This window comes from Microcystis sp. M090S1 (genome assembly GCF_020246295.1).
Classification (GTDB): domain Bacteria; phylum Cyanobacteriota; class Cyanobacteriia; order Cyanobacteriales; family Microcystaceae; genus Microcystis; species Microcystis aeruginosa.
On record NZ_JADBTF010000260.1, the window covers coordinates 1 to 12,837 of the forward strand.

The window sequence follows — 12,837 nt, forward strand, 5'->3', positions numbered from 1 at the left end:
AACCATTGCTGCCCAAAAAAGCACAGAATAACCCATTATGAAATTCAGTAAAATCGCTGTAACCATTGTAACATCGTTGTTAAATAAAAATCTTTCTCAATTAATTCTTAAGAATTTGTAAATATTGCGGAATGTTAATTTAAATATTCTCAAGTTTTTGCAGTCAATCAATAAATTTTACTTATCTTTGTCCCACGTTGGGTTAGAAGTCAGGAGTCAAGAGATAGGAGTCAAGAGTCAGGAGTCAGGAGTCAGGAGATTATTTTTATTTATTCTTCCCACACCCTACACCCCACACCCCACACCCCACACCCCACTGAAAAAGCTCCAGCCATTGATCGCCCGGATAGATGGTCGGGGATTTGGGTTAGGGTAGTAAAAGATACAGATTACTCACCCTTCCAGACCAAAAATTATGACGAACACCAGTAACCCGCTGCTTGCCGGTCAAGGATTACCGGCTTTTGACCAAATCCAACCCGGCCTGATTGTCCCTGGGATGACGCAACTTTTACAGGAACTGGCCAGAGAATTAACCGATCTAGAAGCGCAGATTATCCCCACCTGGGAAAAATTGGTCGAACCCCTCACCCGGATCGAAGAACGTTTAAGCTGGAGTTGGGGGATTATCGGTCATCTGATGGGGGTAAAAAATAGCCCGGAATTGCGTCAAGCTTACGAAACCGTACAACCACAGGTAGTCGAGTTTATTAGCCGTTTAAGCCAAAGTAAACCCATTTATGAGGCATTCTCGTCCCTGCGTCAAGGGGAAAGCTGGGGGCAATTAGACGAGGCACAACAGCGCATTGTCGAAGCTTCCCTGCGGGATGCTCAATTGGCCGGGGTGGGATTGGTAGGGGAGAAAAAAGACAGATTTAACGCGATTCAACTGGAATTAGCGGAAATCACCACGAAATTTTCTAATAACATCCTCGATGCCACCAAAGCTTTCCAACTAAAACTAACAACCCCAGAAGATAGCGCCGGTTTACCCCCTAGTCTCCTCAGTTTAGCCGCCCAAACCGCCCGCACCCAAGGAGAAACTAACGCCAGCAACGAAACCGGCCCCTGGGTGATTACCCTCGATTTTCCCAGTTATTTCCCCTTTATGAAGTACAGCGATGATCGGGAATTGCGGGAAAAACTCTATAAAGCCTACGTTAGTCGGGCCGATCTGGGAGAATTGGATAATAATCCCTTAATCGATCGCATTTTGCAACTTCGTCAGGAACAGGCCCATCTTTTAGGTTATAGTACCTACGCCGAGGTCAGTCTTGCCAGGAAAATGGCCAATTCTGTGGATGAAATCGAGAAATTGCTTGACAATTTACGCCAAGTAAGCTATGAAGCGGCAAAACAGGATTTAGAGGCCCTAAAAACTTTTGCCGGAACCGACGATCTCAAGCATTGGGATATAGCCTATTGGTCAGAAAAACAGCGTCAGGCCAAGTTTAACTTTAGTGCCGAGGAATTACGCCCCTATTTCCCCCTACCACGGGTTTTAGAAGGCATATTTAGCCTCGCTAAACGGATTTTTGGGGTAGAAATTATCGCCGCCGACGGTAAAGCACCTATCTGGCATCCCGATGTGCGTTATTTCCAGATTAACGACGAAAAGGGCGAAAAAATCGCCTATTTCTACCTCGATGCCTACAGTCGTCCCGCCGAAAAACGCGGCGGTGCTTGGATGGATGTCTGTATCGGTCGCGCCAAAACCGGTGCCGAGGTGCGTTTACCTGTGGCTTATTTAATCTGCAATCAAACGCCTCCAGTGGACGGAAACCCCAGTTTAATGACCTTTGAGGAGGTAACTACCCTATTTCACGAATTTGGCCACGGTTTACAGCATATGTTAACCACTGTGGATTATTCTGGCGCGGCGGGTATTAATAACGTTGAGTGGGATGCGGTGGAATTGCCCAGTCAATTTATGGAAAATTGGTGTTATGATCGCCCTACTTTAATGAGTATGGCCAAACACTACGAAACCGGCGCAACTCTCCCCGAACATTACTATCAAAAACTGCTTCTAGCTAAGAATTATATGAGCGGTTCGGCTATGCTGCGTCAGTTACATTTGTCTTTAGTAGATTTGGAATTACACCATCGTTATCAACCCAATGGCGGCGAAACTCCTAAACAAGTCAGACAGCGTTTAGCGGCAACGACGACGATAATTCCTCCCCTGCCGGAAGATGCTTTCTTGTGTTCTTTTGGGCATATTTTCGCTGGCGGTTATGCGGCGGGTTACTATAGTTATAAATGGGCAGAAGTCCTCAGTGCCGATGCTTTTGCCGCTTTCGAGGAAGTGGGATTAGATAACGAAGAAGCAGTGAAAGCGATCGGTCGCCGTTTTCGCGATACTGTCTTAGCTATGGGGGGAAGTTCCCATCCTATGAATGTTTTTAAAGCTTTCCGGGGTCGCGAACCTAGTACCGAACCTCTCCTCCGTCATAGCGGCTTATAAAAGTAACCAAACACTTTTCTTTGTGGTGCGTTACGGCAATATTTAGCTCTTGATTTTTTCCCTAAAAACAAGGGATTGTCTGACGCACCCTACTTGAATATATTGTGATAACATATCAGGAAAAAAAAGTTAACTAACAGGAGGAAACTGTAATGAGTATCGCATTTTTTCAAGATATTATCGAATCGGTAGAGAGTCTATCCATTGAAGACCAAGATTATTTGTTTGAGCTAATTCGTAAAAGACGCATTGAGAAACGCCGGGAGGAGATGGCTAAAAATGGCGAAGAAACCTTAAAATCTTTAGCAATGGGAACAGCAAAAAAAGGCAGTGCTGAAGAGATAATGGCTTATTTGTTAGAGGATGAAGAAGAATGAAATTAGTTGCTGACAAAAGCTTTAAAAGAGCTTTTCAACGCTTAATCAGCAAAAATCCTCAACTACAAAGCAAGGTATCAGAGGTTCTACATTTGTTAGCGGATAACCCCTTCACTCCTTCTTTAAAATCTCATAAGCTGACAGGTAGATTAGAAGGTTATTGGTCATGTTCTGTTAGTTATGATTGCCGTATTATTTTTACTTTTCGTAAAGATACTGATTCAGGAGAAACTTTAATTGTTATAGTCGATATTGGAAAACACGATCAAGTTTACTAATTTATCTCTTTAATTTGTTCTTTCTTATCAATTGTATAATCACAGTCAGTCCAGTAGGGTGCGTTACGCTACGCTAACGCACCAAAAACCTTTCTTTGTGGTGCGTTACGGCAATATTTAGCTCTTGATTTTTTCCCTAAAAACAAGGGATTGCCTAACGCACCCTACTTAACTTAACTGCTGAAACAATCCAGTAGTAACGCACCAAAAACTAAATTATGACTCTTAAACTATATTATTGTCCTTGAGTAAAAAATGCAAGTTGTAGCCGTGCAAAGTTTAAACAATTTTTGCTGATTAAATTAAATGAAGTCCTGGAAGCTCTTAACAAATTTTACATCGTTGGCTATAATGGTCTTCGCAAGGAAATTTTGGCTACCCTCACCGAGGTGGGAATTAATGAAGTCGAAGGTGAAGATAAGGAAACCAAGAACAATATATCCCAAAAGTTATGGGAATTTTTCACAAAAATAGTTCCAGAAAAAGCACAAAAGATTAATCCGCCAATTAGTCTCCTTGTAAATAGTTATAAGCTTGCAGAAATGTTCAAAATTTTACCTCCAGGTAATTAACAAAAAAGGGTTGCTATCATATTTAAATCTTAGATTTTGGTGTGTTACGCTTCGCTAACACACCCTACCATATATTTTTATTAAGAATTATCTGTCCCTTGTAACATTAAATCTTAATTCTTAACAAATTACCCTAGATTCTCAGAGAAAAACTGATTATAATAAAGGGAACTGAACAGAACTGCTCGATCGATAGATAACTGATTAATTAAAGTTTTATTACTTTTGATGGCCTAGTATTAAGAGAAGTAAATTTATTCTTGATCGCCTCCTGAAAGTTAGAAGAAATAGTTTTAATAAACAAAGAGTTTTCCACTTGGCAAAAATCCTCTGGGGGCAATACACATGGAAGTTATAACCGAGACAATTAACCCAACTTCGCTCGAACGGGAACCGATCCATCTCTATAACCGAATTCAACCGCACGGGGTGCTTTTAGTTCTCAGCGAACCGGAGCTAAAAGTCAGTCAAACTAGCAGTAATAGCCGCAGTTTATTGGGGATTTCTCCGGGGGAAATTATCGGTAAAACCCTAGAGGAAATCTTCGATCCCTTTCAGATCGATCCTCTAAAATCAGCCATAGAAAATAACGATTTTGATGCTATCAATCCCTCCAAAATTTGGGCGCGGGTTAAAGGGGATGATTTTGCCGTCTTTGATGCTATTTTCCACCGCAACGCCGAACAAATGCTGATTTTAGAGTTAGAACCAGCTATTTCCTATGAAAACATTCCTTTCCTGAGATTCTATCACCTAGCCAAAACTTCGATCGATAAACTTGAAGCTACCCGTAGCCTGAAAGATTTCTGTAATATCATCGTTAAAGAAGTGCGAAAAATGACAGGATTCGATCGAGTTATGTTATACAAATTCGACGAAGAAGATAACGGTGATGTGATAGCAGAAGACAAAATAGAGCAACTAGAACCCTATCTCGGTTTACGTTATCCCGCTTCCGATATCCCTCTCCCGGCACGAAATTTATTAAGTGCTAATTGGATTCGACAGATTCCCGATGCTACCTCTGAACCCGTCGATCTAGTGCCTAGTCTTCATCCCGAAACCCAACAACCCTTAAATTTAACCCTGTCCAGTCTTAGAAGTGCTTCTCCCTGTCATTTAGAATATCTGCATAATATGGGAGTGGGAGCATCTCTAACCATTTCTCTGATTGAAAATAAACGTCTCTGGGGGATTATTGCCTGTCATCACCGCACCCCCAAATATGTACCCTACGAACTCCGTAAAGCTTGTGAGTTCTTAGGAAGGGTAATTTTTTCGGAAATATCGGCACGGGAAGAAACCGAGGATTATGACTATCGAGTAAAATCAAGCTTTGTGCAATCGCAGTTAATCGATTATATGGCTGAAGCTAATAACTTTATTGATGGATTAATTGCCCATAAACCGAATCTGCTCGATCTAACTAAAGCTACAGGAGCCGCTATTTGCTTAGGTGGTAACTATACCTTAATTGGAGTAACACCGAGCGAAGAAGAACTAAATTATCTGATTACTTGGCTAGAAAAAAACGTCCATGAAGATGTTTACTATACCAATTCCTTACCGCGAATTTATGCCGATGCGGGTAAGTTTAAAGACATTGCCAGTGGTTTACTAGCAATTCCCATTTCTAAACGTAATTATCTCCTCTGGTTTCGTCCGGAAGTAATTCAAACCGTGAACTGGGGTGGTGATCCTGCTAAAGCGATCGAAACGACTGCCATAGATGGTGATATTCGTCTCTGTCCGCGTAAATCTTTCTCCCTCTGGAAAGAAACCGTTCGCCTCAAATCTTTACCCTGGAAAGCAGTAGAAATCAACGCCGCACTAGAATTACGAAAAGCGATCGTCAATATCATCTTAAAACAAGCCGATGAATTGGCCCGTTTAGCGCGGGATTTGGAACTATCGAACGCCGAATTAAAAAAATTCGCCTACGTCGCTTCCCACGATTTACAGGAACCCCTCAATCAAGTCGCCAACTATGTGCAGTTGCTAGAAATGCGCTACACCGAAGAACTGGACGAAGATGCTAAAGAATTTATTACTTTTGCCGTCGAAGGTGTCAGTTTGATGCAAACATTAATAGATGATGTGCTGGCTTACTCGAAAGTGGATATGCAGGCGGTAGAGTTTAATACCATCGATGCTAATCTGGCACTGGAAAAAGCTCTCGCTAACCTGAAAGGAAGAATTCAGGAAAGTCAGGCTATGATCACCGTTGATCCTTTGCCAATTATCATGGCAGATAAAACCCAGTTAATGCAATTGTTCCAAAATCTCATCGGTAATGCCATTAAATTCCGGGGAAAAGCAACTCCCACTATTCATATTGCTGCCCAACGTCAAGAGGAGGAATGGCTGTTCTCTGTCACCGATAATGGAATTGGTATCGATCCCCGATTTTCCGAACGCATTTTCGTGATTTTCCAACGACTGCACACCCGCGACGAGTACCCCGGCACAGGTATGGGTTTAGCGATTTGTAAGAAAGTAATCGAGTGTCATCGCGGACGAATTTGGGTAGAATCCCAATTAGGTAAAGGAGCGGTTTTCTGTTTTACAATTCCCCTAGGAGGTGACGAGCGTGAGCGCTGGCGAGGACGTGCCACACAAAATTATCTTATTAGTGGAGGACAGCAAAGCTGATATTCGCCTCATCCAAGAGGCATTAAAAACTAGCACCGTCCCGCACGAATTAGTTATCGTTAGGGATGGTGTCAACGCTATGGATTATCTGCGTCGAGAAGGGGAGTATCTCGATTCTCCCCGTCCTAATCTGATTCTTCTCGATCTGAATTTACCCAGAAAAGACGGACGGGAGGTATTAGCGGAAATCAAAAACGATCCCAGTTTAAAAAGAATTCCTGTGGTGGTTTTAACCACTTCTCGCAACGAGGAGGATATTTTTTATAGCTATGAACTGCACGTTAATTGTTATATAACCAAGTCGCGCAATCTCAACGATTTGTTCAAAATTGTCAAAAATATCGAGGCTTTTTGGTTAGAAACCGCTACTTTACCCGGGGAGTGAATCATTATCAGTTATCAGTTATCAGGAGGCAAGAGACAGGGTGGTCACTACGTGCGCGTTGCGGGGGGTGTTAGGGTGTTAGGGTGTTAGGGTTTTAGGGTTTTAGTTGAAATTCCCCCACCTCCCCACCTCCCCACTTCCCAATCCCTAACCTCCCAAATCCCTAACCTCCCAAATCTCTTTAACTCTTGATTAAAAAATGGGACTCTCGCAGGATATAAAAGTTCTTTTAATCGAGGATAATTTAGCCGAAGCTCGATTATTAAAGGAAATTCTTAAGGGTAATGAAAAAAAAGAATTTCATCTGGTTAATGTGTCAAGATTATCCGAGGCTATTTCTTTGTTACAACAAACAGATTTTGATGTAATTTTATTAGATCTAACTTTACCAGATAGTCAGGGTTTGGAATCCTTAGCTCCCCTTTTGATTACGGCTCCGAAATTGCCGATCGTGGTTTTAACTAATACTAATGATGATAATTTGGCCTTGCAAGCACTGCGTCAGGGAGCGCAGGATTATTTAATTAAAAGAGAAGTAAGTTTAGAAATTTTAACTCGATCGCTATGTTATGCGATCGAGCGAAAACAGATGGAGGAAGCTTTACGAGAATCGAACGAAGCTTTAAAAATGAGCGTGATTGAACGCACTAATCAACTGGAAAAAGCTCAGGAATTAAATCAGTTAAAAACTGAATTTGTTTCCATGTTATCCCACGATTTTCGCAATCCTTTAAATAAAATTTTACTCTCGGCTGGATTATTAGAAGAAAGTCGCGATCGGTTGACAAAAGATCAGCAAGTTAGCTATTTTCGCATGATTCGATCGGCCATTAAAGACATGGATCAATTGCTCACAGAAGTGTTATTAATTGGCCGGGCCGATTCCGGGAGATTATACTGTCAATTTGATCCAGTGGATTTGCTGGATTATTGTCAGAAATTGGTAGAATCTTTTACGGTTAAGCCGGAGCCGCAATTAGCAATTATTTTCCAAATTGAGGGCAGCTTAGAAAGAGGACTTTGGGATATAAATTTAATTAAACATATCTTGACAAATTTACTGGGAAATGCTCTCAAATATTCACCCCAAGGCAACCCCGTAGAATTTAAGATTATTGTCGAATCCGAGCAGGTAGTCTTTAAAATTGTCGATCGAGGAATTGGTATTCCCAGCAAAGATAAAGAAAATTTATTTAAACCTTTTTATCGCGGTAGCAATGTCGATAATATTCAAGGAACGGGATTAGGATTAGCCATTGTCGGACGCTGTGTGGAAGCGCACAAAGGACAAATTTACCTGGAAAGTGAGGAAGGAAAAGGCACAAAGATAACGGTGATTTTACCGATTATTACCGACATTGAACACCTAAATTGAGATGAACAATAGGGTGGAACCACAATTTTTTTTATGCTGCCCTCGCTCCCTATCTACCTATTTCTTGGATCAAGGGAACGAACGACAAAAATACCGATGGCTTTGTCCACTTTAGTGATATATTTTTCTAGGTCTTTAGCAATGGTAACTTGACCAGCAGGAGAGGCATGAATTAAGCCAATTTTGCCATCGGCAAAGCGATAAACTAGACCGGTATGGGTGGTATCTAAACCAGCGATATTAGTCACGACACCGATAATATCGCCAGCTTGCAGTTGTGGATAAATATCTTTAATCTTAGCGGTGGGAATATAGGTTAAGGATAAGCTTTCTAATTGCCGTTCTAACTGTTGAATACAATCGTAATTACTTTGAGTTTTTAACTGGGGATATAGATGGCGGTTTTTGCTGATAAAGTTGAGCTTTTTGTCAAGAGTAATTCCACCTAATTTGTGAGTAATATTTTCTAGATTGCCTCGTTTTTTGTTGTCATTAATCCAATCGGAAAAGTAATGCAGGCGACTACAATAACCGTCGAGAATACCGTGGCGATAACGCTGATTTAAAACCTGCTGACTAAAAGCAGAATACTGATAATTTTTTAAAGCAAAATTGTGACTCAAAGCGAGAACTGTTTCCACAAAGAGGACACAATCAAACTCTTTTAAAGAGATAAATAATTTTTCTGTAGGAGAGCGATCGAGTAATCCTGCTTGATATTTTGCTCCTAAAAATTGAGCGGCGATATTCTGGATTATATCAGCCATGGCTAGGCGATCGAGTTGTGTATTTTGGGCGTACTGCACCAGTTTTTGATAATTAGGATCGCTTACTTCTTGAGCAAGAATAGTTTCCGATCGAGCTATACTCAAGGGAATTAAAACAGGATTAATTAATAAATAGGGTAAAGTTATCCAATTAAAAAACATTGTCGATCGATTACTGAAAATAATAAGGGTTTATCACCGACTAATACACATTAACTATCGGAGTTATCAACTGTTAAAATCTGCCAATGTTAGTTATTATTGCTTCATGTATTTTACTATTTATTCTACATAAAATTATTGTCGATATCCTCAAGTTATTGAGGACGTTTAACCCCACCACGACGTTTAACTTGAAACCCATATAGATAAATTTCAGGTATATTAATTCGACCATCGAGGAGACTTTCCACCACACCCAATTGTATTAGATATTGCATAATTTCTTCAGGTTCCTTAACAGGAGGTTGTTTTTCAGTACTCCAGTGAGTTGAGCGCACAGCCTCTAAAAAAGTTTCTTTTAATATAGGAGCTTCTAACCCTTTTAACTTAGTTTTTAGAGATTCTAACCAAGGATATTCTTCCTGTGCTAATTCTTTAATTCTATCCTCTGAAGTATCCATTAAAGCACTCTGGAGATCAGAGGGTTGTAGAAGGTATAGCTCAGTCAGTTGTTCAAAACTTTCAAAATGTTCTAATCTTTTGGCTGCCGCTTTGTCGAATAATTTTAGAAAAGAGCGAGGAGCAATTCTACCCCCAGTATCCTGAAGATGATTAGGTATCCATCGGTAGGTAATGCCTTTTTTAGGACTAGCTCCCATATATTTACCGATCATTATTTCGATTAATTCTTGAAATAATTGTTCATCACTTCTAACATTCCATCCTAGTTGGGTTGAGCTTTCATAAATTAAATTAGGGATAATCTGTAAATAGTCTCTCATTTCTTGAGCCGAATTAGCTAACCGTTTAATCCAGAGTTGATAGAGCCAAGAAGGTCGCCATTCTAGCCGATGGGATTGTAATTTAGAAGCATCAGGAAATCCCAAAAATTCCTCTCTAAATAGGTCGGTACGAAGAAATATTTTTGGTCGAATTCTCTCCCAACGACGAGAGCGATCGAGCCAAAAAGCTAATAATTCTCTAATCGGATTAGCTAGAGCATTATAAGTAGTCAATAACCGATCTAATTCATCATAAGTAATAAATAGCCAGTGGTCAGAAGTAATTAATCGTTCGTCTAATTTGTCAAGAACATAATTTAGATGTTCAAAATTATCTTTAACTAAAATTCTCCATTCTGATAAAAGCGATAACCTATTTTGAAGAATAGTAGTAATATTTGAATCTAATTCTTGACCTATAATGCTGGCAATATCAGATTCTTTTTCCTGTAAAATGACACCTAAAATCAATCCTAACCAGAAACTACGCCATTCAAGATTAGTAGCGTTTTGCATTTCTTCTTCTATAATTTCTGGTATCGGAAATCGTTTTTCAGTTTTGAGAGTGCGACCAAATCCTGCCATCCATCTGGTCTGATTTAAAGGAGCAAGACCTCGAATATTTAAACTATTAACTAAAGCTTCTCGTCCAGAAGGAATGGCTAGTAAACGAAATAATTCTGTTTTACCCACACCCCGACCACCTTGAATTAATAAAATGCTTGGTTCCAATGCCCGTTTATAATCAACCACAGGCAAGAAATTTTTGAGAAATACTTCTTCATTATCACTTTCCTGTTCGGCTGCTGCTTTTCCAGGAGCAATTTCTCTCATTAATTCCAGTAACTTTTTTTTATCGAATTCAGCCATAATTTTTTACCGATTGTTTATAATCACATCACGTCCAAATAATTGACAAAGCTTTTCAGCAATAGTTTGATAAGGAGAATCGGTCATAACTTTCACGAGATTTGCTAATCTCTCTTTTTCTTCTGGAGTTGAGTCACGAGTCAAGAGGGCAATATCCCCCCGCAGACTATTATCGTAAGGGACAACTATCGGGACAAATGATTCACCAGTATAATTATCATACTTTTCTTGGAAAATTGTATAGGCGGTTTCTCGAAACTTTCGTAACTCTATTTCTCGGCCAACTGTTCCTAAAGATGGAGCGAGAGCATGAACTAAAATTAATGGTAAAGGATCCTCAGGGTTAGATAGGGCTAAATGTTGGATAACTTGGGTTAATCCTGCCCAACTTTGTCGAGATTCCGTACCAAAAATAACCACTGCATGGGAAAAATAAGTAATAGCTAAACCACCAATATCATGAAAACCTGCTCTTGCATCCATGAGAATAAAATCCAGTGGTCTGCTTAACCTTTCTATTTCTTCTAGCATTTGTTTTAAAATGCCTTGTAGTTGACCATTGACAATATTTTGAAAGTCTAAACGAGCCAATTTTTCTAAATAATTTTGATCCACATTTCCTGCTGGTAGCAATTTTAATATTTCACCTTCATCTCCTAACAAATACAAGTCAGTAATAGTTTTTAAACTCAGTTTCCATTTGTCTTTTTGAACTTTCTTTTCTAGCAAATAGTCCATGACACCAGAATTATCGGCAAAATCCTCAGAAAAAATTGTGGCCAGACCGGGAGCTTCTAAATCAAGATCAACTATAGCGACTCGATGACCATTCCGCGCTAAAGTTAAGGCAGTAGCGGCAATAGTAGTGGTGCGACCAACTCCTCCTTTGAAGGAAAAAAAGGAGACAATAGCTGGTTTATATCCTTTTTCAACTTTTTCAAAATCCCAGGGCAATTGCTGCCCAATTTTATTCTCTGTCCATGCTTGTTTAGCCAGATGACGTTCTAGAATATACCATTTCAAGCTTGCCGATTCATCGAACCAAGGTGCCTCAACTTTTTCCTTCATGATAAGATCAATCAGGGCTTTATAAGCATCTCCTTCTCCTTTTTGCCACCAAATATCATGGCCATAGTAATCCTCAAGTTTTTCAGACAGGAGTGTAGATAGATGATTTTCTTCGTTTGATTCTATCTTGTTTGTCTCTGTTAACTCTAGAAATAAGCGAATTTTTCCCTCAACATCACGAATAATAATCACGGATTTTAGTTTGGCTACAAGAGAACCAAGACTGGAATCCAGAAAGCATTCCCTTACCCTAGCAAAAGTTTCACTAAAACTAATCATCAGAATCTTAAATATCCTTACTAGAAATATAACCGTTTAGCACTAATCTGAGGATAATATCTCGATAAATTTCTTCAGCACATTCAACGGCCGAGTTAGCCTGATCTTCAGTCCAATATCCAGATTGATAATATCTTCTTTCTGGGTGATTTTGCCCTAGGACAGTTCCCCGGATGCGAGAAACTGGTAACTGTTGCTCTAAACGAGGATAGAGAATTCCTAATCTTTCCCTCGCTTTACCTTCTAATTCCTTGAGATCATGTCCGAATTTTTTAGCGGCTTTTTGATCATCTTTAAAATACTGTTCTACTAAAAGCTTAAAAGCGCATTCTACTACATAACCAGCTAGGTAAATGGCATTGTCCCAACGGTTTTTAGACAGCAAAATTTTGGCATCTTGCAAATGTCGGCCTGCTGCACTAGCAAATAACTCGGTCATAGACGTATCGAATCAAATAAAAACTTTTTAGCCATAAACCAATTCTACCACCATAACGAAACTTTAAGAACTTTACTTCCTTGTTGTTGATTTTTCAACCTAAACTTGCCAAATTTTCTGAAACTATTGCCTGATTTCCTGACTATAATTAAGCTGTCTCCTATTGGGACTTAAACAAATTTCAAGCCCAAACAAAGCCTAAACTGGCTTTGTAAGCGGCAAACACCTGACTGACGGACACAAGTGGGTCAAAACCTGACAAGACAAGGGTTGCCAAAAAGAAAAAGATCTGGGTAGATAGGGAAAAAGCAAGAATCCCTACAAGATGAAAACCGAGAACAGAATCTTCTCCCAAGTTTATTCC

At 39.9% G+C, this 12,837-nt stretch carries 11 protein-coding genes and 1 pseudogene; 7 read left to right on the forward strand and 5 right to left on the reverse strand.

Translation table 11 applies throughout. The features are described 5' to 3' along the window. Positions 1 to 415: 415 nt before the first annotated feature. From IM477_RS11645 to IM477_RS11675, 7 genes are all read left to right on the forward strand, one after another. Entirely contained in the window at positions 416 to 2,467 is a 2,052-nt protein-coding gene (locus IM477_RS11645; RefSeq protein ID WP_287731821.1) for a M3 family metallopeptidase, read from the forward strand. A gap of 152 nt (positions 2,468 to 2,619) precedes the next feature. After that, positions 2,620 to 2,844 (forward strand): hypothetical protein, encoded by a 225-nt coding sequence (locus IM477_RS11650; RefSeq protein WP_002784870.1) that lies wholly within the window; start codon positions 2,620 to 2,622, stop codon positions 2,842 to 2,844. Beyond that, entirely contained in the window at positions 2,841 to 3,122 is a 282-nt protein-coding gene (locus IM477_RS11655; protein ID WP_079205923.1) for a type II toxin-antitoxin system RelE/ParE family toxin, read from the forward strand. Before IM477_RS11650 ends, IM477_RS11655 begins: the two co-directional genes overlap by 4 nt. A 290-nt stretch (positions 3,123 to 3,412) precedes the next feature. Further along, the gene (locus IM477_RS11660; protein WP_287731822.1) at positions 3,413 to 3,694 is read left to right on the forward strand and encodes a hypothetical protein; all 282 of its coding nucleotides are present in this window, start codon (positions 3,413 to 3,415) and stop codon (positions 3,692 to 3,694) included. A 345-nt stretch (positions 3,695 to 4,039) separates the two neighbouring features. Continuing rightward, the gene (locus IM477_RS11665) at positions 4,040 to 6,346 is read left to right on the forward strand and encodes a sensor histidine kinase (protein WP_287731823.1); all 2,307 of its coding nucleotides are present in this window, start codon (positions 4,040 to 4,042) and stop codon (positions 6,344 to 6,346) included. Further along, positions 6,285 to 6,731 carry a response regulator gene (locus IM477_RS11670; RefSeq protein ID WP_002758488.1) on the forward strand — a complete coding sequence of 149 codons (447 nt, stop codon included), beginning with the start codon at positions 6,285 to 6,287 and terminating at the stop codon, positions 6,729 to 6,731. Before IM477_RS11665 ends, IM477_RS11670 begins: the two co-directional genes overlap by 62 nt. Before the next feature lie 199 nt (positions 6,732 to 6,930). Then, positions 6,931 to 8,106: a hybrid sensor histidine kinase/response regulator gene (locus IM477_RS11675; protein ID WP_287731824.1), complete on the forward strand. Its 1,176-nt coding sequence runs from the start codon at positions 6,931 to 6,933 to the stop codon at positions 8,104 to 8,106. 53 nt (positions 8,107 to 8,159) lie between these two features. Here IM477_RS11675 and IM477_RS11680 read toward each other — a convergent pair whose 3' ends face one another. From IM477_RS11680 to IM477_RS11700, 5 genes and pseudogenes are all read right to left on the reverse strand, one after another. After that, positions 8,160 to 9,035 carry an N-acetylmuramoyl-L-alanine amidase-like domain-containing protein gene (locus IM477_RS11680; protein WP_287731825.1) on the reverse strand — a complete coding sequence of 292 codons (876 nt, stop codon included), beginning with the start codon at positions 9,033 to 9,035 and terminating at the stop codon, positions 8,160 to 8,162. A 155-nt stretch (positions 9,036 to 9,190) separates the two neighbouring features. Beyond that, a complete protein-coding gene (locus IM477_RS11685) occupies positions 9,191 to 10,687 on the reverse strand; it encodes a P-loop ATPase, Sll1717 family (RefSeq protein ID WP_012264671.1) in 1,497 nt (498 codons plus the stop codon). Positions 10,688 to 10,693: 6 nt separating this feature from the next. Continuing rightward, a complete protein-coding gene (locus tag IM477_RS11690; RefSeq protein ID WP_287731826.1) occupies positions 10,694 to 12,034 on the reverse strand; it encodes a KGGVGR-motif variant AAA ATPase in 1,341 nt (446 codons plus the stop codon). A gap of 7 nt (positions 12,035 to 12,041) precedes the next feature. Next, positions 12,042 to 12,473 carry a HEPN domain-containing protein gene (locus IM477_RS11695; RefSeq protein WP_287731827.1) on the reverse strand — a complete coding sequence of 144 codons (432 nt, stop codon included), beginning with the start codon at positions 12,471 to 12,473 and terminating at the stop codon, positions 12,042 to 12,044. Positions 12,474 to 12,654: 181 nt separating this feature from the next. Next, positions 12,655 to 12,837, reverse strand: a pseudogene (locus IM477_RS11700) (hypothetical protein); the annotation flags it as partial.

Excerpts from the sequence above, each read along its gene's own strand:
- IM477_RS11645 (WP_287731821.1), top strand. The coding sequence starts at position 416 with ATGACGAACACCAGTAACCCGCTGCTTGCCGGTCAAGGATTACCGGCT.
- IM477_RS11650 (WP_002784870.1), top strand. The coding sequence starts at position 2,620 with ATGAGTATCGCATTTTTTCAAGATATTATCGAATCGGTAGAGAGTCTA.
- IM477_RS11655 (WP_079205923.1), top strand. The coding sequence starts at position 2,841 with ATGAAATTAGTTGCTGACAAAAGCTTTAAAAGAGCTTTTCAACGCTTA.
- IM477_RS11665 (WP_287731823.1), top strand. The coding sequence starts at position 4,040 with ATGGAAGTTATAACCGAGACAATTAACCCAACTTCGCTCGAACGGGAA.
- IM477_RS11675 (WP_287731824.1), top strand. The coding sequence starts at position 6,931 with ATGGGACTCTCGCAGGATATAAAAGTTCTTTTAATCGAGGATAATTTA.
- IM477_RS11680 (WP_287731825.1), bottom strand. The coding sequence starts at position 9,035 with ATGTTTTTTAATTGGATAACTTTACCCTATTTATTAATTAATCCTGTT.
- IM477_RS11685 (WP_012264671.1), bottom strand. The coding sequence starts at position 10,687 with ATGGCTGAATTCGATAAAAAAAAGTTACTGGAATTAATGAGAGAAATT.
- IM477_RS11690 (WP_287731826.1), bottom strand. The coding sequence starts at position 12,034 with ATGATTAGTTTTAGTGAAACTTTTGCTAGGGTAAGGGAATGCTTTCTG.
- IM477_RS11695 (WP_287731827.1), bottom strand. The coding sequence starts at position 12,473 with ATGACCGAGTTATTTGCTAGTGCAGCAGGCCGACATTTGCAAGATGCC.